The following is a 26,972-nucleotide window of genomic DNA, read 5'->3' as shown; positions in this document are numbered from 1 at the left end:
TTTTTCATGTCACCTACCTATTCTGATCTTAAATGATGATCGTTTAGTTGTAGCGCTAAGATATTCTGACATATCAACACAAGAAGATTGTTGATTCTCCTTTTCTTGAGGCAAATTAACAAGACAACATTATCTGACTCTGGGTCAATAATGTTGTCTTACCAAAATTTTAAAGTTTTTTTCTCTACCATCACTAATTATTAAGGAGCCAATGTTCCTCTAATATTTAGCGATGGATTTTGTTGCTCAAATTACCTAGTCTGGCGCGTCTTCAAAAGTCCATCGTAAAGAACCATGATAGCTTCCTATATTATCAGAAGGATGGACAACCAATTTTAGATCTTTCGATAAATCAAAAGAAGCACTTCCACTTCCTGACCAGATTTCTTGGTCGGAATTATTGATCTGAAAGTCTGTTTTATCGCCTTTTATGATTAAACGATGAGCTAATACGTTTTTCTGATCATTCATAAGCGGCTGTTCTTCTTTGACTTTCACTTTCCAGCGACTTCGATCTAGCTTACTATGATCTTCGATTTGAGCCTTATCTTTAGTAATTGGAAAGACGACTTTGTCCTCTGTAGGAATAGCAACTTCACCGAAACTGATTTCATCGGGAAGAGACAAGCTAGGGCCTTTTTCCTTTTCAATGATCCGCGTTTCCATATTCGATTCTTGACCGTCTGTATCTTTCATGTAAAAAGAAACCTCATGACCAATCCATTCTTCAGGAAATGCGAAGGTAATTTTAGCATCCCCTTTTTGAGGAGCAGACGGAATTTCTTTTACAACTTTTTCTTCATCCTGATACTTGGCAACGAAAGAGAGAGTTGTCGCTTCCTCTTTTGAAGGGTCTTGAGAGTATTGGATAGCTAACTCTCTTTTGTTGTTAAACCTTGAGACCAGTAAAGGACTTTCTTTATTAAGGAGTTCAAAGTGTAAAGGCTGTCCTTTTTTGTAATAATGAGCAATCACTTGCTCATCTGGCAAAAAAAGTCCTCTGTCTTTTTCTGTCCTTTTTATTGGATAGTATCCTTCTATTTGCGGATATTCATCAGAAAAATCAAAGGAGGTTGTAACGATCCCCTCCTTAACAAATGGCGCCTGCAAAATATTATCATTCTCATCTAGGAAAGGGACAGTCACTTTCCCTAGATAATTCACCAAAGATTCTCCAGGATGCTCTCCTATTTTTTGCTCATTTCGGAATGTTTGAGTGCTAAACGGCAGTGATAGCTTCCCCTCTTTGACGAGGTCAACATTTACTGGGGATGATGCACCTTCCCATGTTAGATCTACAAAATAGGACAAAACAGTATTATATAACTCTGGGGAATTAAAATCTTTAATTTTAAAACTGATAACATCACTATCTGAAACATTTTCAATGGTAAAATATTTTGTCACATCTTCCCCGCTAAAATTGACGACTTTGGCATTTCTGATGGAATATTGTTTTGTATCATACATATCTTTTAAATTGAAAGAAACTTGGATAGAATTATTTTTTTGCCAATTTTCTATATTTGGAATAGTTTGCTGCGCTTTCAAGTAGACATCCTGATTTGCTTTTTCAAAAGATGATTGAACGCCGTATGCAGCAGGAAATTCTGGTTTTGCTAAAAATTTGGTATCATACTTTACCGACGAAGTAGTGGCATCATTATTATGGATCACAAATTTCATACTAGAAATCGCCTTGGTAGTTATTTCAAAACTTTGCCTTGGATCAACTGCCCATTCCCCGCCGCCTGCTGGATTTTTGAAATATACCCAATAATCATCTGCTCCTCCATCCCAAACATCATACCTGACATTTGTAGGATTGTTGGCGTACAATCCTTTGATCAGAGAACTTGGAGACAAAAAGCCGACATATTTATTTTGATTTAAGCCATAATAATTTAAAGTTGTTTCCAAAAATAGTGGGTTCCCGTTTTTATCCAAAAAATCATAGTTAACGATCATTTCCCCATAAATATAGATTCGCAAAAAATCTTTTTTCGTGAAATAAATCGATCCTCCATCTAGATTTCCTTTATTTCTTTCAAGTGTTATCATCAGATTAACTTCTTGCCCTTTATAGAAGCCGACATTTTTTACTAATGCTTTACTTCGATTCGTATTTCGGTTAACTTCTATGAAACTCTTACTCGCTTTTCCTTCTAGAGGTGTAACTGACAAACGATCATTGTAGTGCATGACAAATGTATTCTCAGCTGGTGTCACTGATTGATTGGCCCAATGAAAGTAGCCTAGATCAGTTAAAGGTCTTGGTGCAGCTTCTGCTGTAACTGCACCTAAAAAAATGCCGGAAAATAGTATCAACCAGTAGATTAGATGCTCGTATCTTCTCATAAAGCATCCCTTTTATCCTTCTGATTCTTCTTCAATAAGTAAAGCGTAATAGCTGTGCCTAGTAATAGTACACCGAATCCTTGTAAGAAAAACGGTCTTTCTTCTCCAGTTTTTGGCAATGTTTTAGGTCCTACAGCCACACCATTATCCCCAACAGCTACTTTTTCCATTGGGATTACTTGATTTTTATTGGTAGGCTGATAGAAAGAGATTCCTACTTCGCTTTTGACTTGTTCACTTGCTGATACTGATACTGCTCCCCCAAGTAATACCATCAATAAGAATAGACTAAAGATTTTTTTCATTGTTCTTCCCCCATTCTATTGCTTTTTACGTTTCATATTGTAAATATAGCCGACTAATACCAGAATGATCACTAAGAACAGTGCAGCAATCACATAAATGAAGGTGTTGTCTTTTTCTTTGTTTACTTCGACTGCTTTCGTGTTAAGTTCTTCATCTTTCCCCTTGATTTCAAAGTCTTTCTTCAATTGCCATGTTTTTCCTTCGTCATTTTTCAAATCAATGACTAATTCATAGGTTCCTTTTTTTAATGGATCATTGTTCCAGCTGATTGGCAGACTGAATTTAGTCCGAGGAGCAAAAGAGACTTTTTTATTCATTTCTTTTAGCACATCTTTTTGGCCTTTTTTAGTGACCGTAGCATGCATATCCAATTTGCTCATGAGTATAGGTTGCGAATTCTCCAGGTCAGCAAAAACTGTTAAATAGCCATTATCTAAACCCGGCGTAACCTTTGTCAAAGCAAAGTCTGGTTGCACTTTTTTACCAGAACAAATCAATTTCGCTCCAATCGTATAGGCAAATTTGTTGTTTAGAGTAAACCCTTTGGATTGTTCTTCTTTTCCTTCCGTGTCTTCATAGCAATAAAATCCGCCTAGCACAGTTCCATCGAACCCTGCTTTAGGAATTTTCAGTTCAAAAGTAACATCTTTTTCTTCTTCCGGTTTTAAGGAGATTTTTTGTGACTTTGAAATCAGTTCTTCAAAAGAAGGTCCTCCAAGAAGTTTTTCCCCATGTTTAGAATAGTCAATTGCCCCATTCTGATTGGTTATTCCGTTGTTTGCTTCTACATTGACCTTGATGTCCTTTGTACTGGTATTTCGCAGTTTAAGAACTAACTTTTGTGAACTTCCAGGAGCAACTTTCAAATCGTAATAACTTGCTTCTGATTGTTGATTTTCCGGTAAAACAGCTTGTGCATCAAAAGAAACTTTATTGTCTGTTTTCGAATCGTCCTCAGCAAAGCCATTTAAGGGAGATGTACCTAACAAGAAGAAAATAGAAAAAATAAAAAAGATGGAGAATGCTATTCCCCATCCTCCGTGATTCTTAGGCTGGCGCATCAGTTAACACCCACGTTAGATCTGCTGTATAAGCTTGTGCCTCAACTCCTGCTCGTGGAACATAAAGCTTCACGTTTTGGTTATTGCCGTCTTCCCCTTCAAAAACAGCAGCAAAGCCACCAGCACCTTGCCCCTCTTTAGCAAGCATTAAGTCTTGGTATTGTTCATTCAAGTCGAATGAAGTGTCTGCCATCTTAGGCATAGGAGATTTGTTGTTTTTAGTGACAACTTTACCATTAGACAATGTCATTTTGGCTCCAGTTAGTTCGTTCCCATTTTCACCAACAAATGGTTTCAATGTCACACCAAGTGACCAACCTTTTGCTCCGCCCCGGGTGTCGTTTACTTGTACGTGTGGTTTTTGGTTCAATGCAAAGTACGTTTCGTCTCCTTGAGAGACTTCATGTTGACCAAATGTGATGTTCGAAGCGAAAGGAATTGATAATGAACCGGTATCTCCTGTGCTTGGATCGTCATCATGGGTATCATCAGGAACGATTGGGTCTACATCTTCTCCTGATCCAGGTGTAAATGTTACGTCAGTTTTGTTCGTAACACCTGTCAATTGACTTTCTTGACTGTCAGCTAAAGCAGTCATACTTGTTGCGCTAAGTGCAAGTAATCCTAGCGCGGTTGTAGCAACCAAAGTTTTTTTCATTTTGTAATTCCTCCTAAATAATAATTGATCTAATTAAGATCTAAGAATATTTTGCCATGCCCTGATTGCTTTTTCTAGTTCAAGAATTTTCTTGTTTCGAGAAGAAATTACGATTTAAAAAAGCAAATCTGCGTTTAACGCAAACTTGCTTTGATAGTTGTTAACTGAAATAACACTTCTCCAAGTTGGCGCCAGTTGCGCTCTGTAGGAATGTTTTTCATTAAAATCAATGGAATTTCACCAGTGTTGAAGTAGTAATTTGAAATCACTAAATCAACCTCCCTAATATTTGTTTGGTAATCATAAAAGGCAAAGGTATAAGAATGTCCGAAAAGCGCATTGATTTTATTCATCAACCACAGCCGGTGAGTATGATGCAAATCATCATGAACTAAAATTTTTATCGGATCAATATAAAATGAGAAAAGATCGTAGTAATCGAGAATAAAATAATAATTTAAGAATAATTGTTCCCAGTTCTGCAAAAGAAGTGCTAAATCTTGATCTGTTGTGTCAGCCAATCGCTGATGGAATTCTTCAATAATGCGATATTTCTTTGGGCTTTCTTCTTTTACTTCATCGATGTAGGAACGATTAAAAAAAAGATCCGTATTTCCAAAGAAAAAGGAACTACGCTCATGAAACGCAATAAAATTAAAAATTAATTCTTGATCATCAACTGCTAGATTAAACTTAAACATCTCTCTTAATACTTTATCCAAATGTAAAACAATTTTATAAGAACGGGTTTGATGTTTTTTTTGAACAGTAGCATAACTATTTTCATATTGGCTATTTCCATCGATAATACCAAAAGAATAAATTACTTGATAAAGAAAAAAGAGTTCATTTTCATCAAGAAACAAACCTGACTGATTGTTCCATTTTTGCAATCGCTCAAAATTAGGATCTGCTTGGATCACTGACTGATCATCAACAGTGACAACGACCTTTTTGATTTGACTTCGCTCTAAATTGATCGCCAGCCAATAAGAAAAGACCCTTTTTTGTAAAGGTTCTAATGTGATCTGATAGTTTTTTTCAAAAGAACTTATCAGATGCTCTATTTTGCTTAAAGTTGTTTGGAAAGGCCATTTGTCACCATTTTCTCTAGTAGCGTTCCAATAGAAGTAATAGAAAAAGCTGCGGATTTTTCTCTCATCTGCAGTTAATTGCAATCGATATGGATGGAAATGTATTCGGTAACGATTAAAGTACTGTTCAAGAAGTTTCGCATAACGAAGAACAGTCGAGACACTAGTAAATTGTTTTTCAGCAAAGTCTTTCAAGGTTTTTTCTGGGTGATTGTACATGAACTGAATCAAATGATAATTATAGGATGCTTTGTAAAAATGAAGATAGATAGTGTATATCGGAAAATCTTCTTCTTTTTGGATTTGAAATCGTTTATTATTATCATTCAGCAACAAGATTTTGCTATCATATTTTTCGAATAATTCTGTTAGTTCGTCTATATAATTTAAGATTGATCGATCTGTTACATGAAGGATCTTTTTTAATTCGTCGATTTCACAGGGAGTGTTCTGTTCAAGTAAATAATCTAGTAGAACGATTTTCTTCAAGGATGTTTTTGTTAAAAAAGTTTGCATTGTTCGCACCTCAAATCTTTTGAATTATTTGCTATTCTCTGAAGTTCTTCATTCTAGCCGATCAAGTAAGGTCAGAGAAAAATAACAGCTTCTGGAACTTAAAAAAATCACCTACATATCTTATGGACGTAGGCGAATACTGAAATTAATCATTTAAAAAATCTTTTTACAGACTGATGTTCATTCGTCTATGAACATATATTGTCACGCTAAGTTTTTTGCTGAAGCCCCCATTTAGAAATCAATCTTTTTGATTCTCCAATTAGCTATCAGATAAAGAATAAGGATCATAAACGCTGTATACACAAGATCGATTGCTGCAAAGGACTCTACTCCTAAAAAACTAAGTAAATACAATGGTGTCTCAAATAGAAAAGAAAGCCCGATATTGGCAGCACCAATCGAGATCAAAATTGGTAACAGGATCAGCAATAAAATCGTGATGGTCATCAGTGTTACCCCTTCGTATTTAACAAAAAACGCTAAAATCAACGCAATGCTCAAATAGAAAAGCGGACACAAAAGATAAGCCCCTATCGAAAGCAGAACTGGTTCCCAGGGAACTGTCACTTGAAAGCCAAATTGAAAGACTAAACTAAAAATCAATAATAACATTCCTGCCACAATACCTAGAGCAAATGCAGAGAGCAAAAGCGAAAGAAGATAGTTTCTTCTGCCTTTCTTTGTTTTAAAGAAGAAATCGCCAATATGCGTGTTTTGATCGTCTATTAGGAAATTAACAGCTAGTATAGGCAATAAAATAGGGAAAATAAAGTTAACCGCGCTCAGATAATCAGTGAAATCCAAATGATCTCCCATGAAATAGTTTAGGAATGGCAATGCTAAACAAACCAGGCTAACTGCAATTAAATACTTGCTGCCAAAAGAGACGACGCGTCTTCGAATATCTTTTCTTGTTAATACGGATACATTCATCATTCTTTCTCCTTCCTACATTGAAAAATACAGCTCTTCCAAATTTGATTGGTATTTTTTTATTTCAGTTGGAAATAAATCAAAACGAACAAGTAATTTCATTAATTCAACTCTTACCGAAGCGTCTACGATAAAGGTTTCATTCAATTGTTCATATTCTCCAATTTGGCCGATCAATTTCTCAACGTTGACTATGTCTTCTTTTGAGAAAACAAATTGATAACGCTCTTTTGCGCCGAGTTCCGCATGATAGACAATTTCGCCATTCTTGATGAAATAAGCTCTGTCACAAAGTTTCTCTAAGTCTCTTAAAATATGGCTCGATATGATTATCGAGAGATTTAAATCTTTCGCAAGGTGTTTCAGTGTGTCAATGGTTGCTTGAATTCCATCTGGATCAAGACCGTTCATCGGTTCATCCAGAATCAATAAATCATTCTTATTAATGAGTGCGATTCCCATCCCTAGACGTTGCTTCATGCCTAAAGAGAAGTTCTTTACCTTTTTGTTTTGATAGCCTTCCATGTTAAAAAGCGATTCGATATATTCTAGCGGGTAACTATCATTAGACATAGCCTGAAAATAAGATAAGTTTTCTCTTGCTGTCTTGTTTGGAAAATACTTTGGTCCATCAATCAACATCCCCACTCGTTCATCGCCAGTCACTTCCCCTGTATAGTTAACCGTTAAACCGCTCATTATCTTCATCGTGGTGGTCTTACCCGCACCATTCGGACCGATCAAACCAACGATTTCTCCCGGTCGAACGTCGAGGTCGATATTGTTCAAAATCGGTTTGTTCTCAATCGTTTTAGAAATTTGTTTTAATTCCATTCTACCCACTTCCTTTTCATTTACTATCACCAACCGTTAAAATCACGCCTTTTAAACGAATTTCTTAAAATATTTCTTCCGCTAACTTGTTCAGACTTGTAATTCCTAATGCTTTAGAAAGAAATGTTTTCTTTCTGAAGCGGATAAGTCCGCCATTACCTTCTTGAGAGGAAAAAATACCACTCATCTACAATCTAAAGACATGAAAGTTCCCACAACAATTTTTTAGAATCAGGCCTTTTAATTTTTATACCTTTTATGAATAAACAGTGATGTCTTAATTATATGATGAGACGATCTTTAAGAAACGTCAATTGATAACCTCTTTTAATGAAAAATTGTCATTTTCTCTTTGTACAACTTATTACAGAAACTAGGGTCCAAAATCGACCAAAAATTATTTTCCCATGATAGGCAAAATTTTTCTAGTTTAATAAATTTCGCGAGAAGCGAATAAAAATGAACGTGTAGGGACAAAATGAAAAAGACCAGCTTACTTTCTTATGTAAACCAGTCCTTTCTAATAAAATGATTACTTTAGATTTTAAAAACAGCGGTTTTCAACTAGCACCGTGTATGAATTATCGGATTTGAAAGAGTCCTCCTTTATTGTTCATCTCCAGGGATTAGAACGATTTTACGTTTTTCCTCATTTCTTTCGAGGATCGAATGAGCCCAAGAGGCATCGGAAAAATGTTTGATGAGAATATTGTTTTCCAGTAATTTTCCCTGACCAAAATAGCGATTTATCTGTTCCCCAGCAGACTGAAGTTGAGAAATTGTAGCTAAACTAATCACAAATCCTTTGATTTGTTTATTCTGGGTATAGAAAGACTGCACGGAAAAAGCAGCTGGTTGAATCGGTGCTGTGATGAGTCCTAGGACACCATTAACAGATAAGCAGTCCAGGTTTGTTTGTAAAGAGACTTGTCCAGAAGTATCAATCACAAAATCGACCCCTTGAGGATGCTTTTGATGAATCAGCTGAACTAGATCATCTGTATGATAACTATAACACTCTTGGGTGCCTAAACTTCGGAGCCCACCAAAGGAATCAGGATGGCTCGTTGTTAAAACATGAGCACCTAAGTCACAAGCAATCTGAATCAACTTCTTTCCTAAATGCCCCGCGCCTCCCTCAATCAATAGTGTTCTTTCACCAGATAGATTTAGCACATCCTTAAGCAAAATAGCAGCAGTGGCTGCTGAATGTACAGAAGCAACAAGTTGCAATGGATCACAGTTTTCCGGCACGCGAAACAAGCGCTCCTCTGGAATGGCAGCGAGTGTACTGGTAATTCCTTGACGGCCTCCATAGCCCATGCTATTGGTCCAAACCCATTCTCCCACTTTAAACTTACTGGTTTTCTCACCTGCATCAATGACTTTTCCTACTGCATCACGTCCAATAATAAAAGGCAAAGGAATGGGTGTTTGGTAACTTCCAGAACGAATAAAGGTATCGACATGATTCACAGCAACACCGCATACTTCAATCAAAACTTCATTTGGCGAAATTTTCGGATCTGGCAACGTTACAATTTCTATTTTTTCCGGCGATCCAATGTGTTTAATCACTGCTGCTTTCATGTTTCTTATCTCCTTTTTATCCTTATGACGGCTTAAATGAATCCTTATTGTTCGTTCTTGGCGGCATAACAAGAACAAACGTTAAAAGCTTTGTTTTCGTTTTGAAAATCACTTTATTATTGAGGACCATTTGTCAAAGTCCAAGTTAATTGTCCTTCATATGTTCCTTTTTGATCTGTCGGATGAACCGTCATTCGAAGACATTCTGCGAGTTTAATCTTGGCAGCTCCTTTGCCTTCAAAAACCGGTTGGTACGTTGAGTTGATTTGAGTTATCTGTTCTTGTTCAACAATGCTCAATCGATGTTTTAGCTGATCCCCGTGACTATTCTGCAGAGGTTGTTCTTCGCGAACAGACAGGAACCACTCCTTCTTTTTACTGCTAGTATCATTCACTCGTATTTCTTGGTTACTTGGCAGATTCACAAACTCATCCGAAGCTGGAATTTCTTGCTCTTTGAAATCGAGGGTATCTGGTATTTCGAAGCGAGGTCCAACGTATTTGACTATTGTACTTGCATCGGATGATAATTCATTCAATGTTGCCACTGCAACAACTTTCGTCCCTTCTTTTTGTTGTGGAATTGGCAGCAGATATTTTCCGTTTTTGTTGACCGTTCCTTTTGCGATTTCGTTATCATTCACTTTGATTACAATTTCCGCTTTCGGTTCAGCCGTTCCACTTACTTGCGTACTTTCAGTGGTCAATGCCTCAATCGTAGTTGGGGCGATCTCTGTTTTCTTTGAAAAACTGCCGCCAACAATTTTCCCAACTTTTCCTGAATCAAAATTCTTTAAGAAAGCTGCATTAGTTGATTCCAAGTCTAACGTTCGTTGGCCAGTTGTATAGGTATCTAGAACAAAACTTGCGGTTAAGGGACCTTCATAAACAGCATCTGGTTCTTCTGATTCGGTATTTTTTACTTTCCACGTACTTAGTCCCTTTGAGGAATCAATATGAGCAGTTGTTGGAAGCGCCCAGGCCCCCAAAGCAGGCCCCTTACTATTGGAAATCTTGAAATTGGAACCTTCAAGGAGATTTAATTTGTTCCCAGTTTGAAGTGTTGCCTGCAGTCCTTCAGAGGAAGCAACCAATGTCCCATTGCTTTTGACTGTCACTGATCCATTATAAAGCAGAATCGCTTCTTCATCAGTTACCTTTGAACTTGTGTCTAATGTTCCAGCATGATCAATTACCAAGTTTCCTCCTGCTGCACCACGAATGGCAGAGTCCACATCGGAGTCGATCGTTACATTTCCGTGGACAGCAATGTTTCCGTTAGGATTATACATAGATAGTCCTAATCCTTTTGCAGCTACTTTTACATTTGCTTTTGCACCAACGTTTAGGCCGTCGCCTGTATTAAGAGCAATGTAATTTGCGGTATCTGTAAATTTCACCATCGCATCTTTTGCGATGTTTAACTGCTTTCCTTGAAAGATTTCTTCTAAATTGGCACTTGCTTCTATGGTTCCTTCCAAATTTGCCGTTCCATTCGCCAAATAAATAAACTGATTTCCTGTTGAAGTCACGTTCTTATAGTTAACAGTCACGCCTGGATACTCAGACCAGAAAAGCGGATAGATAGGCTGATTGGTTAAGTGAATGTCTTCGATCCCACATACAGCGTTGTTTAACGCTACACCAATTTTTTGATAATTCATATCGATTGTATGACCATTTCCAAGAATCTTTTTATTATTGAAGATATTAAATGTTTCCAATACTTTAAGATCCTTAGCTAAAGTAATCGATTGTACCTTTGAGTCAAGCAACGCAGCCTTAAATTCAGGATATGTGTTTACCGTCACAGAGTTCTCTATTGATGCCTTTTTCAAGTCTTTTTTTGCACGGTACTCTTTTTTTCCTTCTGACTCCATTTGCTTGTCCGAAATCGAATCTTCAGTTGTATTTAGAGTTTTTTTATCATTGGATGGTCGTTCGTCACTAGTTTTAACTTCAGTACTTGAAGATGAAGACTCAGAATTTGGACATTGCGATGCCGCTATTGAACATTTGGATGAATCATTCTTGAATGAATCAATAAAAGCTGAACTATCAGAACTAGCGGAAATTGTTCCATTCTCTTCAGCAAATCCTATTTCAGTTTTGCTGATACATCCAGCTGTAAATACGACCAGAACTAGTAAACAATAGATTTTTGCTTTCTTTTTCATATCAATACTCCTTCATCTTTTTTTAGTTATTCCATTTTTCCATCGGTATATCCGTTACTTTTCGTCGGAAAGAATCACATATTGTGCAAAGAGGCCAGCATCATTTCACCCTTCAAAGTAAGTCCAACAATCGTTCTACCTATCTCAATCATCCACTACTTCGATCAATTCTTGAAACGAGCATTTAAAACTTTCTCTTTAATATAAAGTGGATCACCATATATTTTTATTCTCTCATGAACAATTTGTCGCTTCTAGTGCAATGTTTTTCTTGGGAGCTGAAAAAATGCTGTTAATAAAATAATAAACAAAAATGGTTAAAGGGAACGCCCTTTCCTTTTATCTATAGCTGAGCCCATAGAAAAAAGATCTGAACGGTAACTACCATCTCAGATCTTTTTTCGTTTTTATGCAATTTGTTAAAAACACCTGTTGAATATTCTCAAAGGTTTCAGTTGATCATTTTTATCAAGCTTTAGCCTAACAAAATCTCATACACGATATACAGTTCCCAAGTCGATACTTTGATTTTATAAAATTGCTCTAGAGTATAAAAAATCATCTGTGCATTCTGATAAAAAGGTTTCTGGTTTATTTTTAACTTATTGATGTCTTCCGGTACAGGATAATCTTCGGCTCCAAGAATTGTTCGTTCCACCATCAACGCCAAATGCATCATCAAGTTGAATTTCATTTTTGCATTCAATCTTAAGTTGAACCTTTTCTCGCACTTCTCTACCACATCTTCTACTTGACGAATAATGACATCAGGGTTCAGGAACTCTAGCTTTTCTGACAGTCCTTCTTTTGAGAAAAAATGGATGAACTCTTTGACTAATAATGGCACGCTACTTGGGTGAATCAAGTTTTTCAGTTGTTTATTCAAATGTCCCTCTGCATCTTCATCTAGTGCATCAATCAAGTTGATACTAGGAACAGCCGCCGAATTATCTAGGTAAGAAGTGGTTACGATCAATGCGGTTTCTTTCAAGTAACCTTCTTCTGATGAGGCGCGCTCTAATGTATTCACTAGTTCACTATAATTCAATACAATCAGCTTGATATCAGGATTAAAATATTTCTCGCAAATGGCTTTGATTTGTTTGGCGATGTCTCGGCCAGATATACTGGCTATGATGACATTCTTTTCTACTGCAAACCCTTCAAAATATTGAATATTCGTAACAAAATCCTGCTCTGCCGTTTTGGCAATCTCGTAAAAAAAATGCCCATTTATTAGCTGCTGTCCGATCTCTAATGCGAAAGAGGTGGTTAAATTATTGATCACTAATAGTTCACCAAGAATCTGAGGTTTTAAACTTTTATACAAATGTGTCAATGAGCCCATATCTACTAGCATGATGACCCCTTCAGAAGTATCTCTTTCTGATAGCCAATCGCTAACTTTCAAAACGATATCTCTTGCGGAAGAAGACAAAGGCATATCAATGGCATCAAAAACATAGTCACCGCACATTTTATTTGCCACAGCTTGGATGCTACTAGCGGTGGTATTTCCATGAGCAACAAGAAGCGCTTGATAGTAAATATCTTCTGTAACTTTGCCAATAAGCAGCACTGCCAGAAGAAAATTTGCTATTGGTTGAATCTCATCGGGTAATGTCTTTGTTAAATTTGTTGATAAAAGCAAGGTTCTTGGGTATTCTTTTGAAAGAAGATGACGTTTCTCTGTTATTTTTTTCGTAGTAGTCTCGGTTTGTAATACTTGTATTAGCCGACAAACTAAGGAAGCAGCATCCTCTGTCAAAGATTCATTATCAATCACTAATCGGTTTTGCTGTTGAATGCTAGTGATAATGTTTATTGAAAGACTATCGTTCATCCAGGATATAGTTCGTTCAAGATACTTGTTATCAAAATCTTGTAACTTTTCTTTCATAACAATGAAATCACTTATATCAAGTAATGAAATCAGTTTCTGCTTCAAAAGATGAAGATTGGCCGAAGTTGCCTTTGGTGATGGTGGATAAGAGATTTGAATAGTATGTTCATTGTCCGATCCGATAAATAATGTTGAACTGTTTGGCGCTATCCGTAATGCATTGGCGCAATCCATTCTTACCTGGTTTGACAAGCTGCCAATGTTACCTGGAAGTTCTTGGTGGGTTAATTCAGAAAAAACATCATTTGAAATGACGATACTTTTCTTGATGCGCTTTGCCTCCCGCTCAAATAAATGGGTGACCAAATCTACTCTTTCGAAAATGGGTCGTTCATGAAAAGAAGGTAAATCCACAATTACTGAAATTCGACGATAAAAAGTAGGCAGTAAAACTTCTTCAGGCGCTTCTGTCGTCGCAAATAAGAGTCGCACATTTGCTTGGACCATCTCTGCTTCTTCGCCAACTGGACGAAATCTCCCGGTATCCATAAATTGAAAAAGCTTCTCCTGATTCTCATGCGAGAGTCGATGAACTTCATCTAAAAACAATACCCCATTGTCTGCCAAAGCTAAAAGTCCGCTTTTTTCCTTTTCTGCTCCAGTAAAAGCTCCTCGCGTATGCCCAAATAGAATGGAAGACAATAGTTCGGGGTTATTCGCGTAATCAGCGCAATTAAAGACCAAAAACTTTTGTGCGCCTGGATATTTTTTCATTTGAAGATAATCAAAAATCAACTCCGCCAAAAAACTTTTACCTACACCGCTCGCCCCATGTAAGAGCAAGGGCAATCCTAATGGAGGGTATAAAACGGCTGACTTACACTTTTCAATGGCATTTTTTGCACTACCAGTACTGCCTATATACTGAGAAAAGACGTCTTCCACAAAAGTGTCATCTGAAACAAGCTCCCAGTAGACAGGCTTCGTTCCAACTTTACTTACGATGTTTTGATTTAGCAGTTCATTTAAGTACAAGCTGGTTGCTGAGCGACTCAACCCAATAGCGTTGGCAATTTCTTGCGTCGTCATGGCCTTTTCTTGTACTACTAGCTGTAGTATCTGTTCTCGTGTTTCTTTTCGCATATCTTTACCTCCCCCATAAAAAATACAGCATAGAAGAAAAAAAGTCACTCCGTCTCTGTAAGAGAATTAGTTCTGCTATAAACTTTCTTGTTAGGGGATAAAAATTCCTGTACTTTTTAAAAACGTTGATTGATTCCCCGATTTATACCCGATTAGAAAGCAATTGTGACAAAAGTAAAACGACAGCTTCTTCTGCATTTTTTGCTTGAATAATAGCTGATTCTCCCTTATCGCCAAACCGATTTAGCCAGATTGGCCGCCAGCCTGCCATTTGAGCGGGGATAATATCATTCGAATAGCTGTCTCCTAAATAATAGATTCGTTGTATTTGCTCTGGTAATTGCTTTGCCACTTTCTGAAAACAGCTTACATTGGGCTTCGCATCATCTATCTCTTCTGAGATAAACTGCCAATTTGGATCAATAAATTGATTAAGCATCAATTGATCGATTTTATTCTGCTGTTGCAACGTAAATCCATTGGTCAGCACGCCACATAAGATTCCGCTTTTCTTTAAGCTTCGCAAAAGAAGTTGCATCTCTTTTGATAGGAGTTGTTTTCCTTGGCGTAGATGGTAATAGTCGTCTAACTCAGAAATATTAACGATTGAAGTTGGCTGTAATGTTTGAAGAACTAACCGCCAGCGATCAGCCTTGTGCTTCCTGTTTCCATCTAAGTAGCTTTGATAGATCTTTTCACTGTTTTGGCGAAAGTTTCGATACAACCGTTTCAAAGCGAATTCATTCAGAGATCCAGGAAAGAATTCCTGGATCGTCTCCTTGAAGGCACAATAGTTATCTAATAATGTATCATCAATATCGAAAAAAACAGCTTGCTTATCTAACATATTCCTAACAGTCCCAAAATAATACCAAGAAACATAATCCCAAACATCACGGCGTTGACGTTCACTTTTTTCCGTAAGAGCCAAAAAGCAATCAATGTGACTGTTAATGGGACAATCCCCACAAATAACTGATCCAAATAATCTTGGATCTTCATTGCTTCCTTACTTCCTTCAACGCTTACTTCGAGAATGGTTTTAAACTTCACGTTGGATGCTGTCATTGAACCCATCATCATTAAACCAAGCATGCTAGATGCTTTCGTTAAAATCTTCATACCACCGGATTCATACATCCGCTGAATAAAACTAGCGCCAACCGAGTATCCGCTATAAAGTGCATAATAGTGAATCAAGAAGGCAGGAACGTTATAGATCACTAGAAATAAGATAGCACCTAATGGTGAGCCAGTCGCCGCGAGTGAAATACCGATTCCAGCTGCAATGACCCGCAAAATGCCCCAAAAGAAAGAATCACCGATCCCAGAAATAGGTCCCATCAATGAAGCTTTTACCGCTGTGATCGAACTCGGATCAAATTGGTCATCTTCGCTATTTTGTTTTTCCATAGATGCAACTAATCCCATAATGAAATTGTTGATATGCATCGTTGCATTGAACCAGGTCGTGTGACGGACGATCGCCTCTGCACGCTCTTCCTTCGATTGATAGAAACGATTGATTACTGGCAATAACGTATAGATCACACCTACTGCGTGGTATTGCGTTGCTCCTGTACGACTGGCGTTCATCGTCCATGAACGCCAAAAGACGGAGCGCATCATTTTCTTTTCTTCTTTGGATAAATTCTCTTGAAATTTCATGCGAAAAAGTCCTCCTCTTCTTCCGCTTTTGTCATCGGTCCAACATGGCGACTGTTTCCTCCATTGTTCACGTCGCGGATCTCTAAGTCTCGTTGCGCACTGACCACGCAGATCACTACACCAATAACTGCAACCGCAACTGCCGGCAATTGCAAATAAGCGGTTAGGACAAAACCTAAAATATAAAAGACCGACAGCTTCTTGTCCCACAAAAGTTTCATCAACATAGCAAATCCCACAGCCGGCAACAAACCTCCTGCTGCACTAAGCCCGTTCATCAAATTTTGAGGAATATTTTCAACAAATGTATTGACCGGACCACTGCCAACTAAAATACCAATAAAAGCGATAGAAGCGATAATCAAATAATAAATAAGCCACGTTCCATAATGCAAAAGCACGATCATTCTTTGATTATCCTCGCGAGCCGCCTTATCCAAGGATGGAGCAAAGATATTCATGAATACATTTTTTAAGAACATCACTACGAATGCAGCCAGCATACCGATAGGAACCGCTAATGTCATTGCTGCATTTTGTTCCACATTCGAAATAATTGCAAAAGTTGTTGCTAACGTTGTCGCTGTCACTGGTTCTGCAGCAATTACCCCACCAATATTTACATTTCCTAAAAAGACCGCCTCTAATGATGCACCCATTAGAATTCCAGTTTTCATATCTCCCATCAATATACCAGTTACAAGCCCTACCACTAATGGGCGCTCCAACATACTTTGACCAGTCAAATAATTTCCGGCAAAACAGATAAAGACCGCCAGAGCTGCCATCGTTGCATGCATTAACATTTCTTTCCCCTCCTATTTTAAAGCATCTTTTAAACTTAATTGCGGATTAGACGGCAAAACTTGGTTATAACAGGTAACACGGTCCAAACGCACCAATTCCCTTGCCGCAGCCAACTCATCAGGATTTAATTGCACACTCGGAAAAACCATCGTCTTTGTTGCTTTATCTGATTTGTCGAATCGACCAGCATTAGCAATGTTCACAGTTTCAACGGTTTCAACATTTTGAGCAATTTTGTTGGCATCTTTCACACTGTTTACAATCACAAAAATTCGTTTATCAGCTCCTCTAGGATCATTAAATAGTTGAATGGCCTCCTCGACGGATCGGATCAATAACTTCATCCCATTAGGCACCGCCATTTTCAATGTCATTTGCATCACTTCATTTTTTGCTGCCTCATCATTGGCAACAACTAATAAGGGAGCATTCAATTCTTTTGTCCAAACGACAGCCACTTGTCCATGGATCAGGCGATCATCTACGCGTATTTGTGTTATCATCTTTTTTCCTCCTATAAATTCTTCTTATTTATCTAAAAAAGTGCTTCTTCCTCTGGTAATTGAGTGGACACTAAGCGAACCTGACAATCATTAATTGCTTCATTGATACTATTGTGAGTGAAAATTTCACTTTCAGGAGTCAGAACTAATGATAAAATAATTGCCAAATTACTGTTAGAAATGACAAAGATCTGCTCCTTCTTGTTTCTCATCAGCTCGGTCACCGCTGTTTGATTGACACTACCACCATAAAGGTCAGTAAAGATAATGCCTTGTTCATCAGCGTTGATCGAGTTGATAAAATCACTAATGATTGGCGTATAATCCTCATTTGTCAAATATGCATCAACAACGATAAGATCAGCGCCTCGACCAGCTAATATTGTCAACGAATTTTGAAAACCGCTGGCTAGTTTTCCATGTGTTGCCACTAAAAATTTTTTTTTCATATCCTTCACCTCACTCTATTAAAAGCAAGATTCATGCCAAAAAAGGAAAGGGTAAAAAGCCCTAAACTACAAGCTTTTTACCCTTTTTGGTCTGTTTAAACAGATTTTTTTATTTTAAACACATGATACTTTTCTTCACCTTCTAGTCCATTGACTTTGAGTCCCAAAAAGTATCACTTAATGACTTTTTATTGTAAATGGAATGGTTTGTAACAAGGAAAATTGTCTCTGATTCTAATTTATCAGAGATTGGATGGTATCCAAAACAGCACCAGAGTTATTCGTTCCAATCACAGTTGTCGCTGCTTCTTTAATCTTTTGTTGCGCATTTTCCATAGCAAAACTATTTTTGACACCCCTGATCATTTCTAAATCATTGCCGCTATCTCCGAATGTTGCCATTTCGTCTAAGCCGATTCCCCACTTTTCTCCTAAAATTTTTAGTCCGTTCAATTTATGAACTCCCGGGAGGATTAAATCGATGTCTCCATGTCCACTTGACACTGGAATCAGTATACCGGTTAAGGATTTTTTTAGAATGTGTAATTTTTCATTCGCGTCCTCTTCATCAAATGAAAGAGCCAGCTTAAAAATCGCATCATCTTCATCACCTATATCATATAGGTTAGCTATTTTTTTTAGTACAGGATAATAAAATTTTGCTTCATTTAGCGCGGAGTCTGATATCGTTTCAGAAATATAAGCGCTTTTTTTGCCGCATAAAATCAAATTTTTCGGTTGTAATTTTTCAAGAATTGCCAATGTCTTCTTGATATTCTCAGACGGGATTTCTGCATTATAAATATGTTTCCTTCCAATTAAAATATTTGCGCCGTTTTCTGCTACAAAAGCCATTCTTTCATAATGAGAAGGAAAAAAGGAACGTAACTGAAAATACTGATTGCCACTTGCTACCACAAATTTAATTTTCTTTTCTTCTAGGACCTGAAAAATCTGATTGAATTGAACGACATTATATTTCTTTTCATCATTTAAGAACGTCCCGTCCATGTCAACAGCGATCATTTTTATTGTCATTTTTATACCACCCTTCAAGGTGATTATAGTTAATGAAACGCGTTCCATGTCAAGAAAAATAAGCAAACGTAAATTTTTAATCATGATCTTCAAAATTTTAAAGCCGCCTAGGATAAGGCGGCTAATTTTGCTATTTTTTTCCATAGAGTAAATCATTTTTATTCCATACGGATAACCAGATCGACCCGCTATCTTTCAAATGAACATTCGACCAGAACCAGCCACCTGTTCCTTTTTGGGCATTCGTCGCACTGATCACTTTTGCTGAATCAAAAACGAAATAGCTGCCTTTTTCAATCACTTGATCGCTAGTTTTGTTCCCATTTCGATCAACCTCAATCACATCACCTACAGCAATCCCATTATCTGTCCAATTAAAGCCAGTCGGTACGAGATCATTGGATTTGATTTGCCAAAGCCCATTTATATGCTGTAGATCATCTACTTTATAAACTTTTAGCCTTTGGTTGGGTGTAGGATTTGGATTGGTTTGATTGTTGAACGGTGGTCTGATCCACCCTTTGATAACACCCCATGAGTCATTGTATTTAATATAATGCTTTTGAACTCGTTGAACATTGTTAAAGTTTTGATCCGCTACCGTCATCCCATTCTTATCAGCATTAATAACAATTCCTGTATGTCCCCAAGGTGAGCCATATACCTGATATATAAAAATATCTCCTGTCTGAGGATAAAGATTAGCGCCATCTCTGATAACTTTGAAACCATTCTTATTACCCGTATTCAATAAATCAATTGCGCCAGCCCCCGAAAAACTTGTTCCAAATAGATCATAGGCATACTTGTTGATATAATCAAAGCATTGCGCCCCGTACACGCCATCAAAATCATAAGATTTACCAATAGAGCTATTTACCCAGGATGTTGCCTGAGAAGTCGATGTGGCAGAGGCATTTTCAGAGAAGAAAAGACCACCAAAAGTAACAACAAATAAGCCCGCAACAAACAAAAGACTCTTACGAAATTTTTTCATGTTCATCTATCTCCACACTCCTTCGTTTCTTTATATTAAAACCCATCATGATGGCTTAATACCTTATCCTAAGTCAGATTAAATAGCAATTAATAAATTAGTAAAAATATATTTTTTATTTTCTTAATTATACTATGCTCGTTTTTTTGAATCAATAATTTATTCATAGATTATTTTATTATCAAAAGAATATTTGTTGTTTTGTTTGACATACGGTTCCTTAGCAAAAAAAAGATCTTCCCAAAATGGAAAAATCCTTATTCTTAAGTATTATTTTTTCTAAGAGAAGTTATTTTAATGAGCAATGGTGCTTTGGAGAGACATGAAGACTAATTATCCTCTTTTCTCTTTTCTAAATATTTGTAAGTGACTATTTTTTATCGTGGTATGATTTAGTAAAAAGGAGGAGTTCAAAATGTGGCTTTTCAGTTTTGTTTGGTATGGTTTTATTGGCTTTGTCTTATACTGGATCATTCGGCTTGCTGTTAAACATGGCATCAACGATTCCAAAGAAGTATGACACTTCTTTAGTTTGACGACTGTTTGATAACAATACTAAAGATTAATGTAATAATCACCTATTCTTAACGAACTAAGGAAAAATTGAATTGAACGTAAAAATCTTTCCTACTTAATTCCGTGTAAGAGAGATTTTTAGTTACAATAATCATTCTGTAAATAATATTTACTTTTTTGGTTATTATGTGACTCTTTTGAGAGAAAACTGATAAACTATTATGGCTCTATGGCTCATCCATCAAAAAGCAAATACTTGGAGACACTAGCTAATAGATTAAACTTAAAAATATAACTTTTCGTGAGACCCTATTAACAAATTTGATACGGGCTCGATTACATTATCTTGTGTCTTATCTGATCAATTAGGTAGTGTATTTATAATCAGTTTGTTCAACAGTCTTTTTGAAAAGTCAGAAAGGCAGAAATTATTTTGCGCTTTTTTAAACTCCCCAATTGCCATAACTATCTCACTTGTTCTTTTGTACGAATTTCATCCACTAATTTCTCTTTTCATCAATAATACTTAGTGGTCATATGTTTAAAAATAAGACTTAGCTTGTTTAACATACATGTTGCTTTGACGTTTTATTTATTCGTCTTCTTGGCATGGTAAATTTCAATAAAAAAAGAAATGGTAAATGTGATCGTTACTATCCAAATCGAATACATTTTTAAAGACTGGCTGATAAAGGCTAGTAAACATGCACCAACTATGAAAGAGACAACGACTATAGTATAGTTGTGTGCATTCCGTTTTTGCATGGAAGATTTATCTTTTGAGGTCAAATACAAGTACCACTCGTTAAGCATCTTACGATAATTCCCCGAGGTCATCATAATCGTATAAGGATTTCCTTCAATTTGAGTACCGCTAAACGTCAGCATAAGTAAACCACTCCCGAAAGCAAGAATACCAATTTTAAAAAGCTGAAGATCTTGAGGTAATAATGGAATGACAAAACTAGATAAAATCGCAGGCAACATGGTGTAACTTCGCCAGTAGTCACTGAAGTTACTCCGTTTAAGAAGAATCCCTAATAAAAAACCTACTGTGAACATGATGATAGATAGGATTTTAGGAAGCATTTGCTGCCAATCATTGTGAGATAAATTCGACGCCATCAATATTATATTTCCGGTCTGTGTAGCAACTAGTCCATGGAAATAATTGTGACAATAGACATCTATTGCTCCTCCTGAAAAAGCCATTAGAATAGCAAATAAACGACTATTGTTCGAAACAGCAGGAACTTTGGGAAAAATTTTTTGCATAGTGGACTCCTCAACACTTTTTAAATTTTGTAACCAGATTTACACTTAACTATTCTACAGAAACACACCATTAGGAGGCTGTCTCATCAAAGAAAGCATCCACTTAGCATTCATTCATGTGAGCTAAAATGTTCTCCTCTATTCTTAGGGAAATCAGTTAATTTTCTTTCGTGGTTTTCATTTAACAGAAGCAGTATACTCCTCAGAATTGTTAATAAATGGGGATAATAATAAGTTTTCGCTAAAATATTCTGAAGTCTCTAGCTTTTTTGATGAAAAAACCTATTATATTCTATAAGTATTTTGAACTTTTATTTGATAAAAATCCAGTTATTTATAATATGAAAGTGATTTTATAAATTGTTTTCAATAAGTAAGTATGCAAAAATGTTTTAAAAAAATATTACTAGTTATATGAATCAATTAACAAGTCTCTATTGTAAACAAAGCCCACTACAATTCAAAAAGCATCAAGTGAATTTATGGAAAATGATATACTTTCACTAAAATGAAAGCAGGAAAGTTATGAGTAAAAACTTTAAGAGACATGTAATACGGCCATCAATCTATTCTTAGTGTTACTAGTGTTCTTCTCTATTGCTACGATTATTTTATTTATTCAAAAAAATTACCTCTTTTACCTACTAAGTTTTATTTTTATTCCAATGATATCTTGGTATTACTATTTATTAAAAAGATCGATAAATAAATTCACAGATGATTAAAACTAATGTAGTTTGTTGCGAAGAAGTATTCGGTGATTATTAAAACGAAGATTATGATTGAATTTGAAGCAATGAAGAAAGGCCTTAGCATGGCTAGGGTCTTTGATTTAGTAAAACATTATTGTTAGATTTTATGTTTGTGATTGGACTAGCAAATAAGAATTCTGTATCTCTTGTTTTTTTATTTTTTGAGTATAGCTAATCATATTCGTACTTTTGTGCTACACTTCATACAGTTCTGATAGTTGAGGACTATGTCTCACATCATTTCGAACGTATGTTTGTACTTTGACAAAAAACCTCCTACCCAGAATCGAGTACGAGGGATTTTGATTTCTACACATAAAAATCTATTATTTCTCTATTGATTATTGATTTGTTAAACCCATTAACGTAATAAATAGAAAGATACCAAAACTAATAATTGATACGAGTGCCATGCCTCCAAAAAATATTTTTTGGGAGCTATCCTTCTCATTAAAAAGGCTATAATAACAACCAATTATTGACAATAAAGGAATTCCTAAAAAAAGAATTAATGTTGACGCAAGATTGTTTTGTACAACACTATCTAAAAAATTAGATAGGGCCATAAAAGATTGGTGAAACACAGACATTTTACCAAAAGTACCATAGGCTAAATGCAGCCAAATCAATAATAGAAAAGGAACTATTCCTACCATTTTTTTCATAATTAATGTCTCCCTATATAAGTTGATTTGTAACTATTCGAAAAAGTTGTCGGAAGATTTTGGGGTGGTATTAAATTCCAAGAATATCTAATCAGAAAAGTTTAAAATTATTCTTGCTGTAAATTCGTATTATCAATTCTTCTATTCAACTTATTGTATTTAGAAACAAATTTCCCTAATTGTTCTCGCCCTTCAGAGACCGTATCGATATACTCTTGGATAAAATCCATTAACTTGATTAGATCATCACGTAATTCATACATTCGATTTTGGGATTCATGATATGCCATATTTTGTGCTATTTCGAGAGAAGAATTGTCTTCTAGGTATCCAATTGAACTATGTTCCAATTCCTCAACCAAATTCATGATGAATTCATACTCATCAAATTTTTTTCCTTCTTCGATTCTCAATCCTAAGTTAGCTATTTTAGTACAAAGAAATTCGGTAGTTTCATCATAAAATTTCTTGAATTCTTGTAGGTCCTTATCATAATTAAAGTAGGTACTATCTAAATCAGTTAAATGGTCACAAAAAAATTCTAGCATATCTGATACGTGAATTAGTCTCTTCCAACGCAACTCGTCAGATGAATCCTTACAATCGTTAAATTCTTTTCCTACTCCATATTTCGTACCAGTAATATAAAAACTTGTTTGAGAAATATCTGTTAGTACTCTTTGAATATAGTCCTCAACATAAAATAGAGCTATTATATTATCCAATAAAATCTCACTTTCAATTGAGTCGTAGTATCCTAAAGACTCCTTTTCAATCTCTGGAATAATTTTATTTGTCAAGTGTCTTAAAAAAGAAGGATTTCGTGATATTATCCCTGATTCATAATTATTACCACTAGCCTCACTGAAATTCGCTGATCCTACAAAAGCGATCTCATTTGTCATGATAATTTTAATATGGTTATTAAAGTTGAAGTACATAGTCAACAGATAACCAAATTTTTTTGGATTGAAACTCTCTACATATTTACTTATTTTTTGTCTTGATTTACTTTTACTTCCTTTATTATAATACTCTTCAAATCTTCCAGGAATATTTGTAATAATTTTTACTGGAATTTCGTTTTTTGTAGCTTCTAAAATAGAATTCATTAAAAAACTATCTTTACTATTTTTACTTGTCGGAAGTGAATATGTAACTACAACAATAGATTTTGCATTACTGAATGAATCAATAACTTCTTGAAAACAAAGACTATCTTTACTAAATATAAATTTAGTATCTGATTCATCAAAATGAAAACTTTCAAAAAAGACCAATGTTTTTCTCCTATCATAAAAAATTTTTTTACTCCATATCTATGAAACCTTATTTAAGTGTACATGCCAATCTAATGTTTCTGTGTTAGAAATACCTCGATTTTTTGTATATCAATACATAGAAGAATCACTAATCTTTTGAAAAAACTCTGCTTCTTTGAACCAATTTTTTACCATACAAACAACTTATAAACCATCAATTTTCGCATTTGTCTTTTTTAGTGGTGTCCTACTACATATTTCTTATCTAGAAACATCAAGCATTTCTGATAACACTTGTTGAGTTATCTCTTTCTCCGTTTGTCTTAATATGAGTAGATAAACTATCGGTTTTCGGATTTTTCACATAATTTTTTTCAAAATTGAGAATGGTTCCTACTTAATATCTAAACTAGGTATTTGTTTTCCATCCGCATAACATATTATATTTTGACGAGTAATCCCTATCATTTTTAACAACTTCTTTGGACTTAGTTTATTTTTTAGAATTTTCCTTATCTTAAATCTAGGCTCTTGTTTAATTTGAATGCAAAAAAAAAGCATCTCCTCCATAAGATACTTTTATATTATACCAATAGCAATAAAACCACAACTGAAAATGTAATATTGTTTGTAACCCACTCCTATTGATCTTACTTTTAAAATCTTATTTCTTCGGCTCATCCTCGTCCATTTTCAAAACGGCCATGAAGGCTTCTTAAAATATCTCATTTTTATACCCTTTTCTATCCTTTTATCCAGATCTATTTGAGCGTTTATAATCGACTTTAATACAGTGATGTATTTCTATGTGCTCTTTTATATAGAGTTATTTTAATTTCTGGAATATTATATGTTTTTACATTTTTCGTGGGAATAATGTGGGAATTAATAATCTGTTCGCTTTACAAAAAAACGAATAAAGGTTCGTACAAATTCCGTGAGGAGTGATAATTATGGGAATGATTAAACATTACGAGGACCGGAAAAAATTAAAATGGATAGGTTTCTTTTTATCGGAACATACAACAAGTGTAAATAAAGTTGAAAAGGAACGAGCTACACTTACCCACCTAAACCGGAAATGGAAATTGAAGAAATTGGAGAATTTCTTCAAGAGGCTCTCTTGAAAAATAAAAAGATTGCTGTTCAGCTTAACTACACCCAGAATGACAAATTCTTGCCGGACATTGTAGGCTGCCTTTCCGGGCATAATGAAATAGGAATTTACGTTGATTCTACTCTCGTTGAATATGAGGAAATTCGAAATGTAGAATTTTACGCCGGGGAGCTAAAATGGTTTGATCTCTCATGAATGTAATCAGTCAGTATGAGCAGGGCTATATTTCTTATTCAGAGTTTGTACAGGAATTTCCTGATAGTATATCTGAATCTCAAGAGTGCGTTTTTGGAACTCGTTGCGTTGATCATTATGTCAAACTTACTTTAGGGAAAACTAATTTTAATTACTATGTACAACGATACGGTGGCGATAATCATGAAGTCATTGAAAGGTGTAGTTTCGAAGCCACGAGTGTTGAAAATATCGAGGACCCCTTTAGTGCGTTTCTCGCTGGATAATGTAAATTGTTTGATCGCTGCACACAGTCTCAACTTTTTAGCAGATGTGGACGAAGGAATGCGGATAGTAGTTGCTGGTGAGTTTAACGATCGTAAGCAGTTTGTTGTGAAGAAGTATTCGGTGATTGGAAAAACGAAAATTATGATTGAATTCGAGTCTTTGAACAGATCCTTTTGAGCCCTGAAAAGGGCTATTTTTTTACAAAAAAGGCAGGAAAAGCTTGATTATCCATACTATCGATAGTATAATATAAATATAGAAAGTGAGACATAGAAAAAAGAGAGCCCGAAAATTAGAAGTTGGCTTCGAAATCACACTTCTAATATTCAAGTTCTCAATCAAACTTAGCTGGGGTGGTTAACACCCCCTAGCTTCTATGTTCATTATACCATGAAAAAAGAATGGAAAAATATAATTATCACTTTAGAGAAAATTAAATTAGATTGGAAAGTGACTCTTGCCTGGATAGGTTTCATCGGATTAATCATTTGGCTTATTTGGTTTAAGTAAATAAAGGAGGCGTGTACCCTTGGAAGAAAATAGCAAACAGACTGAAGCAAATAAGAAATGGCAAGAAAAAAATCGCGAACACGCAAGATATTTGCGCAATCGTAGTACAACTAGATCTTTTCTTCGCAAGCAAGCTACTCTTGAGGATATAGAAGAGATGGAAAGATTGATATCAGAACGAAAAAAATCCCTCCTACTCGATTCTGAGTAAGAGGTTTTTTCATATTTTCATCTAAATAATAACTCGACATAGGTTTCTACATTTATTTTTGTTCTAAATTATTTATAAATGACCAAAAGGTTTACGTCATTTCATTTATTTCAGGGGAGCGTCAATAATTTTGTGTAAATGATTCTTCCCTACTGCAGATTGTTTCTAATTCTCAATCAGTTGGCTTAGCATTTGTTCAAGTTCGCCTTCGGCCTGTTGAAAGC

At 35.7% G+C, this 26,972-nt stretch carries 23 protein-coding genes; 3 read left to right on the top strand and 20 right to left on the bottom strand.

What is annotated here, in order from left to right; all coding sequences use genetic code 11:
• Positions 1-255: 255 nt before the first annotated feature.
• From ACTFWY_RS03850 to ACTFWY_RS03755, 20 genes are all read right to left on the bottom strand, one after another.
• A complete protein-coding gene (locus tag ACTFWY_RS03850; RefSeq protein ID WP_311828187.1) occupies positions 256-2,358 on the bottom strand; it encodes a hypothetical protein in 2,103 nt (700 codons plus the stop codon).
• The gene (locus tag ACTFWY_RS03845) at positions 2,355-2,663 is read right to left on the bottom strand and encodes an LPXTG cell wall anchor domain-containing protein (RefSeq protein ID WP_103300824.1); all 309 of its coding nucleotides are present in this window, start codon (positions 2,661-2,663) and stop codon (positions 2,355-2,357) included. Before ACTFWY_RS03845 ends, ACTFWY_RS03850 begins: the two co-directional genes overlap by 4 nt.
• Before the next feature lie 15 nt (positions 2,664-2,678).
• Positions 2,679-3,725, bottom strand: a complete 1,047-nt coding sequence (locus ACTFWY_RS03840) for a DUF916 and DUF3324 domain-containing protein (RefSeq protein WP_439926584.1) — start codon at positions 3,723-3,725, stop codon at positions 2,679-2,681.
• A complete protein-coding gene (locus tag ACTFWY_RS03835) occupies positions 3,712-4,383 on the bottom strand; it encodes a WxL domain-containing protein (protein ID WP_311828185.1) in 672 nt (223 codons plus the stop codon). The genes ACTFWY_RS03840 and ACTFWY_RS03835 overlap by 14 nt, the downstream gene beginning before the upstream one ends.
• A gap of 134 nt (positions 4,384-4,517) precedes the next feature.
• Positions 4,518-5,993, bottom strand: a complete 1,476-nt coding sequence (locus tag ACTFWY_RS03830; RefSeq protein WP_311828184.1) for a helix-turn-helix domain-containing protein — start codon at positions 5,991-5,993, stop codon at positions 4,518-4,520.
• Positions 5,994-6,227: 234 nt separating this feature from the next.
• On the bottom strand, positions 6,228-6,929 hold the full coding sequence (locus tag ACTFWY_RS03825; protein ID WP_208774380.1) for a hypothetical protein: 702 nt from the start codon (positions 6,927-6,929) through the stop codon (positions 6,228-6,230).
• 15 nt (positions 6,930-6,944) lie between these two features.
• Entirely contained in the window at positions 6,945-7,763 is an 819-nt protein-coding gene (locus ACTFWY_RS03820; protein ID WP_195957220.1) for an ABC transporter ATP-binding protein, read from the bottom strand.
• 606 nt (positions 7,764-8,369) lie between these two features.
• On the bottom strand, positions 8,370-9,353 hold the full coding sequence (locus ACTFWY_RS03815) for an alcohol dehydrogenase catalytic domain-containing protein (RefSeq protein WP_103300818.1): 984 nt from the start codon (positions 9,351-9,353) through the stop codon (positions 8,370-8,372).
• 116 nt (positions 9,354-9,469) lie between these two features.
• Positions 9,470-11,530 carry a pectate lyase-like adhesive domain-containing protein gene (locus ACTFWY_RS03810; RefSeq protein ID WP_311828183.1) on the bottom strand — a complete coding sequence of 687 codons (2,061 nt, stop codon included), beginning with the start codon at positions 11,528-11,530 and terminating at the stop codon, positions 9,470-9,472.
• A gap of 475 nt (positions 11,531-12,005) precedes the next feature.
• Positions 12,006-14,516, bottom strand: a complete 2,511-nt coding sequence (locus tag ACTFWY_RS03805; protein WP_103300816.1) for a sigma 54-interacting transcriptional regulator — start codon at positions 14,514-14,516, stop codon at positions 12,006-12,008.
• Between the two features lie 142 nt (positions 14,517-14,658).
• The gene (locus ACTFWY_RS03800; protein ID WP_113849657.1) at positions 14,659-15,363 is read right to left on the bottom strand and encodes an HAD family hydrolase; all 705 of its coding nucleotides are present in this window, start codon (positions 15,361-15,363) and stop codon (positions 14,659-14,661) included.
• Positions 15,357-16,184 carry a PTS system mannose/fructose/sorbose family transporter subunit IID gene (locus ACTFWY_RS03795; protein ID WP_060814759.1) on the bottom strand — a complete coding sequence of 276 codons (828 nt, stop codon included), beginning with the start codon at positions 16,182-16,184 and terminating at the stop codon, positions 15,357-15,359. The genes ACTFWY_RS03800 and ACTFWY_RS03795 overlap by 7 nt, the downstream gene beginning before the upstream one ends.
• Positions 16,181-16,990 carry a PTS mannose/fructose/sorbose/N-acetylgalactosamine transporter subunit IIC gene (locus ACTFWY_RS03790; protein WP_113849656.1) on the bottom strand — a complete coding sequence of 270 codons (810 nt, stop codon included), beginning with the start codon at positions 16,988-16,990 and terminating at the stop codon, positions 16,181-16,183. Before ACTFWY_RS03790 ends, ACTFWY_RS03795 begins: the two co-directional genes overlap by 4 nt.
• Positions 16,991-17,002: 12 nt before the next feature.
• The gene (locus ACTFWY_RS03785) at positions 17,003-17,494 is read right to left on the bottom strand and encodes a PTS system mannose/fructose/N-acetylgalactosamine-transporter subunit IIB (RefSeq protein WP_103300813.1); all 492 of its coding nucleotides are present in this window, start codon (positions 17,492-17,494) and stop codon (positions 17,003-17,005) included.
• A gap of 32 nt (positions 17,495-17,526) precedes the next feature.
• Entirely contained in the window at positions 17,527-17,943 is a 417-nt protein-coding gene (locus ACTFWY_RS03780; RefSeq protein ID WP_138371925.1) for a PTS mannose transporter subunit IIA, read from the bottom strand.
• A 234-nt stretch (positions 17,944-18,177) separates the two neighbouring features.
• Complete coding sequence (locus tag ACTFWY_RS03775; RefSeq protein WP_252711938.1) at positions 18,178-19,125, bottom strand: Cof-type HAD-IIB family hydrolase; 948 nt, start codon at positions 19,123-19,125, stop codon at positions 18,178-18,180.
• Positions 19,112-19,978: a lytic exoenzyme target recognition domain-containing protein gene (locus ACTFWY_RS03770; RefSeq protein ID WP_135172317.1), complete on the bottom strand. Its 867-nt coding sequence runs from the start codon at positions 19,976-19,978 to the stop codon at positions 19,112-19,114. The genes ACTFWY_RS03775 and ACTFWY_RS03770 overlap by 14 nt, the downstream gene beginning before the upstream one ends.
• A 1,104-nt stretch (positions 19,979-21,082) precedes the next feature.
• Positions 21,083-21,769, bottom strand: a complete 687-nt coding sequence (locus ACTFWY_RS03765; protein WP_311828180.1) for a YoaK family protein — start codon at positions 21,767-21,769, stop codon at positions 21,083-21,085.
• A 1,093-nt stretch (positions 21,770-22,862) separates the two neighbouring features.
• Complete coding sequence (locus ACTFWY_RS03760; RefSeq protein WP_176333571.1) at positions 22,863-23,186, bottom strand: hypothetical protein; 324 nt, start codon at positions 23,184-23,186, stop codon at positions 22,863-22,865.
• A 107-nt stretch (positions 23,187-23,293) separates the two neighbouring features.
• The gene (locus ACTFWY_RS03755; RefSeq protein ID WP_175413550.1) at positions 23,294-24,466 is read right to left on the bottom strand and encodes a phospholipase D-like domain-containing protein; all 1,173 of its coding nucleotides are present in this window, start codon (positions 24,464-24,466) and stop codon (positions 23,294-23,296) included.
• Positions 24,467-25,571: 1,105 nt separating this feature from the next.
• Between ACTFWY_RS03755 and ACTFWY_RS03750 the strand changes: the two genes are divergently transcribed.
• The 3 genes from ACTFWY_RS03750 to ACTFWY_RS03740 all read left to right on the top strand — a co-directional run bounded on the left by ACTFWY_RS03750 (position 25,572) and on the right by ACTFWY_RS03740 (position 26,748).
• Positions 25,572-25,760, top strand: a complete 189-nt coding sequence (locus ACTFWY_RS03750; protein WP_242386830.1) for a hypothetical protein — start codon at positions 25,572-25,574, stop codon at positions 25,758-25,760.
• A gap of 183 nt (positions 25,761-25,943) precedes the next feature.
• Positions 25,944-26,204: a hypothetical protein gene (locus tag ACTFWY_RS03745; RefSeq protein WP_138372222.1), complete on the top strand. Its 261-nt coding sequence runs from the start codon at positions 25,944-25,946 to the stop codon at positions 26,202-26,204.
• 352 nt (positions 26,205-26,556) lie between these two features.
• Entirely contained in the window at positions 26,557-26,748 is a 192-nt protein-coding gene (locus ACTFWY_RS03740; protein ID WP_252711936.1) for a hypothetical protein, read from the top strand.
• Positions 26,749-26,972: the final 224 nt, after the last annotated feature.

This window comes from Enterococcus sp. 125944, from assembly GCF_051909435.1.
Taxonomy (GTDB): Bacteria; Bacillota; Bacilli; order Lactobacillales; family Enterococcaceae; genus Enterococcus_D; species Enterococcus_D gallinarum.
Note: the sequence above shows the minus strand (reverse complement) of the source record. Positions and strands in the feature narration are given on the sequence as shown.

Coding starts and splice junctions, on each gene's coding strand:
- ACTFWY_RS03765 (WP_311828180.1), bottom strand. CDS start 21,769: ATGCAAAAAATTTTTCCCAAAGTTCCTGCTGTTTCGAACAATAGTCGT.
- ACTFWY_RS03815 (WP_103300818.1), bottom strand. CDS start 9,353: ATGAAAGCAGCAGTGATTAAACACATTGGATCGCCGGAAAAAATAGAA.
- ACTFWY_RS03830 (WP_311828184.1), bottom strand. CDS start 5,993: ATGCAAACTTTTTTAACAAAAACATCCTTGAAGAAAATCGTTCTACTA.
- ACTFWY_RS03760 (WP_176333571.1), bottom strand. CDS start 23,186: ATGAAAAAAATGGTAGGAATAGTTCCTTTTCTATTATTGATTTGGCTG.
- ACTFWY_RS03805 (WP_103300816.1), bottom strand. CDS start 14,516: ATGCGAAAAGAAACACGAGAACAGATACTACAGCTAGTAGTACAAGAA.
- ACTFWY_RS03845 (WP_103300824.1), bottom strand. CDS start 2,663: ATGAAAAAAATCTTTAGTCTATTCTTATTGATGGTATTACTTGGGGGA.
- ACTFWY_RS03850 (WP_311828187.1), bottom strand. CDS start 2,358: ATGAGAAGATACGAGCATCTAATCTACTGGTTGATACTATTTTCCGGC.
- ACTFWY_RS03800 (WP_113849657.1), bottom strand. CDS start 15,363: ATGTTAGATAAGCAAGCTGTTTTTTTCGATATTGATGATACATTATTA.
- ACTFWY_RS03840 (WP_439926584.1), bottom strand. CDS start 3,725: ATGCGCCAGCCTAAGAATCACGGAGGATGGGGAATAGCATTCTCCATC.
- ACTFWY_RS03795 (WP_060814759.1), bottom strand. CDS start 16,184: ATGAAATTTCAAGAGAATTTATCCAAAGAAGAAAAGAAAATGATGCGC.
- ACTFWY_RS03745 (WP_138372222.1), top strand. CDS start 25,944: ATGAAGTCATTGAAAGGTGTAGTTTCGAAGCCACGAGTGTTGAAAATA.
- ACTFWY_RS03820 (WP_195957220.1), bottom strand. CDS start 7,763: ATGGAATTAAAACAAATTTCTAAAACGATTGAGAACAAACCGATTTTG.
- ACTFWY_RS03770 (WP_135172317.1), bottom strand. CDS start 19,978: ATGAAAAAATTTCGTAAGAGTCTTTTGTTTGTTGCGGGCTTATTTGTT.
- ACTFWY_RS03790 (WP_113849656.1), bottom strand. CDS start 16,990: ATGTTAATGCATGCAACGATGGCAGCTCTGGCGGTCTTTATCTGTTTT.
- ACTFWY_RS03825 (WP_208774380.1), bottom strand. CDS start 6,929: ATGAATGTATCCGTATTAACAAGAAAAGATATTCGAAGACGCGTCGTC.
- ACTFWY_RS03775 (WP_252711938.1), bottom strand. CDS start 19,125: ATGGAAAAAAATAGCAAAATTAGCCGCCTTATCCTAGGCGGCTTTAAA.
- ACTFWY_RS03785 (WP_103300813.1), bottom strand. CDS start 17,494: ATGATAACACAAATACGCGTAGATGATCGCCTGATCCATGGACAAGTG.
- ACTFWY_RS03810 (WP_311828183.1), bottom strand. CDS start 11,530: ATGAAAAAGAAAGCAAAAATCTATTGTTTACTAGTTCTGGTCGTATTT.
- ACTFWY_RS03780 (WP_138371925.1), bottom strand. CDS start 17,943: ATGAAAAAAAAATTTTTAGTGGCAACACATGGAAAACTAGCCAGCGGT.
- ACTFWY_RS03835 (WP_311828185.1), bottom strand. CDS start 4,383: ATGAAAAAAACTTTGGTTGCTACAACCGCGCTAGGATTACTTGCACTT.